Source organism: Actinotalea sp. JY-7885, from assembly GCF_014525465.1.
Taxonomy (GTDB): domain Bacteria; phylum Actinomycetota; class Actinomycetes; order Actinomycetales; family Cellulomonadaceae; genus Actinotalea.
This window is the reverse complement of record NZ_JACEXH010000290.1, coordinates 1-2,258: the sequence shown is the minus strand read 5'-3', so window position 1 is coordinate 2,258 and position 2,258 is coordinate 1. Positions and strand designations below refer to the sequence as shown.

Below are 2,258 nucleotides of genomic sequence, written 5' to 3'. Positions count from 1 at the left end.
CGGTCGCCAGGGCGGAGCGCGCCCGCGGCACCCGCACGACGTCGGCCCGTGCCCGGCGGCGTGGCGGCCGCCCGGGCACGACCGGCGCGTCCGGTCGTGCGCTGTTGGCCAGCTCCACCGTCGCGCGGCGGGCGAGGAGTGTGGCGATCGGCATGCTGTCCATGGAGTCCCCCGTTCGATGTCTGTACCGCTAAAGTAGACCCGGTGACTGTACCGGTCAAGTGGTTTCTCACCGATCGATCGAGGCCCTCATCGGCGCCCGCGCCGGAGGCGCGAGGTACCGGTCGGCCGGCGTCCAGCGCCGCTGATCGTCCACCTCAGCGGCGAGACGCGCGGGTCGCTGTGGACGTTGCTCACGCTTCGCGACGCGCTGCAGGTGCTCTAGCCCGGCCACCTCGCACCAGAACAACCCAGCCCGTGCCCACACCTAGGGTGGAGTGATGGCGATGGCCTACGAACTGCATCCCGATCCGGCAGGTGATCTGGGTGAACGGACCGTGCTCGACACCTCACAGCACCCACCGATCGTTGAGCAGCTGCACTACGAACTGGAGTACTGGGACGGCGACGATCTCCTCGCGTCGTTCCCGGTCTACCTGGTGACCGAACGACTCCGCGCTGCCCTCGAGGCCTCTGGCCTCTCCGGCATTTCGTTTGCTCCCGCGGAGGTGACCGGATCGGACAACGTCACGGCTCTCGGCTACGGCACGCCGCCACTCGTGTGGATGAAGGTGATCGGCTCGGCGGGCACGGATGACTTCTGGTTGGGCACCCTTGCCGAGCTCTACGTCTCCGAGGCGGCGCTCGCTCTGTTACGGCAGTTCAACATCGAGCACTGCCAGGTCGAGGCTCTGTAGCGCTCGGAGCCCGACGCCAGGGCGAACGCCTCTTGCAAGCGCACGCTGCGCCAGATGGTCACCGTCAAGGGCGACCGACCGCACACGTCTCCCACGACGTGGCGCGCACCGGCGCGCCCGACTCGAGCGCGCGGCGTGCGGCGTCGCGTCCCGCGTTCCACCCGGCGGCGTCGTCGCGCGCCAGCGTGGCCATGTCCGCCAGCACGCACGAGCGCAGCGGCTCGTCGAGCTCATCGGCGGCCGGCACGGCGTCGGCGGACAGGCCCCGCAGGTACCAGACGTCGAGCGGCACCTCGAGGTCGGCCCGGACGTTGTGCCGCAGGATCAGCGCGTCCGGGTTCGCCAGGGCGAGGCCGAGCATCGCCACGCCCACGACGCCGAGCACGCCGCGGGGCAGCCACGCACCGCGGCCCTCGCCCGACCGCAGCCCCGCGGCCATGACGAGCAGCAGCACGACGGCGAGGACGACCTCAACCACCACCACGAGGAGCCGCAGGCGCGTGAGCCCGAACGCCTCGACGTACAGGTCCATGCGCCGCAGGGCCGAGGCGACGACGCCGAGCGTGCCGAGGCACAGGACGCCGAGCGCGAGCCGGGCCAGGCGCCGGTCGCCGACGGACGCCCGCGGGGCGTGCCGCACGGCCACGCCGACGACGACGAGCGTGAGCGCCGTCGCGACGACGAGCTGGGCGAAGCCCTCGCGGGCGTACTGCGCGTAGCCCAGGCCCGCCGTGGCCTCGACGTACGCGTGACCGCCGACCAGCGCGCCGACCTGCACCAGCACGAACCCGACCACCACGGCGTCGAGCGCGAGCACGGGGAGCAGCCACTCGCCGCGGCGCGCCGGCCGGCCCGGCCCCGGCCGCAGGTCCGACCACGCGGCGGGCGCGACGGCGAGGTGCGCGAGCGCGGCCGCGAGCAGCGCGACGAGCACTCCGACGACGACCTGCCCCGGCAGGAGGTCGACCGACAGCCGCGGCAGGTAGCTCGCGAAGACCCGGTCGGCGCTCGCGAACAGCAGGCCGAAGACCGTCACCAGCACCACCGTGACGCCCACGCTCCGCAGCGCGACCAGGGTCTGCCGGCTCCGCAGGCCCGGCGAGCGCGCCAGCGTGCGTGCGACCCAGGGCATCGACCGCACCAGCCCTGCGAACCAGGTCGGCACGGCGAGCAGCAGCGCGGCCGTCGAGCGCGACGACGTCGCCGCGACCGTGCCGGTCAGCGCCGCGGCCAGGGCGCAGAGCACCACGAGCCACGGCGCGTCGCGGACCGCGACGACGGCGAGCAGCGCCACCGAGAGCACCGCGAGCGCGAGGTCGGTGCGCGCCCCGCGCCGCACGAGCGCCGGGACCGCCGGCGCCCAGACCGCGGCACCGACGACCGCGGCGCCGAGGCCGGGCC

Annotated in this window: 2 protein-coding genes; one reads left to right on the top strand and one right to left on the bottom strand. The window is 74.0% G+C overall.

The features are described from left to right. Nucleotides 1-440: 440 nt before the first annotated feature. On the top strand, nt 441-857 hold the full coding sequence (locus tag IDM29_RS16375) for a hypothetical protein (protein WP_182112980.1): 417 nt from the start codon (nt 441-443) through the stop codon (nt 855-857). 64 nt (nt 858-921) lie between these two features. Here IDM29_RS16375 and IDM29_RS16370 read toward each other — a convergent pair. After that, the coding region (locus tag IDM29_RS16370) for a DUF4153 domain-containing protein (RefSeq protein WP_188037805.1) at nt 922-2,258 on the bottom strand (1,337 nt) is incomplete at its 5' end.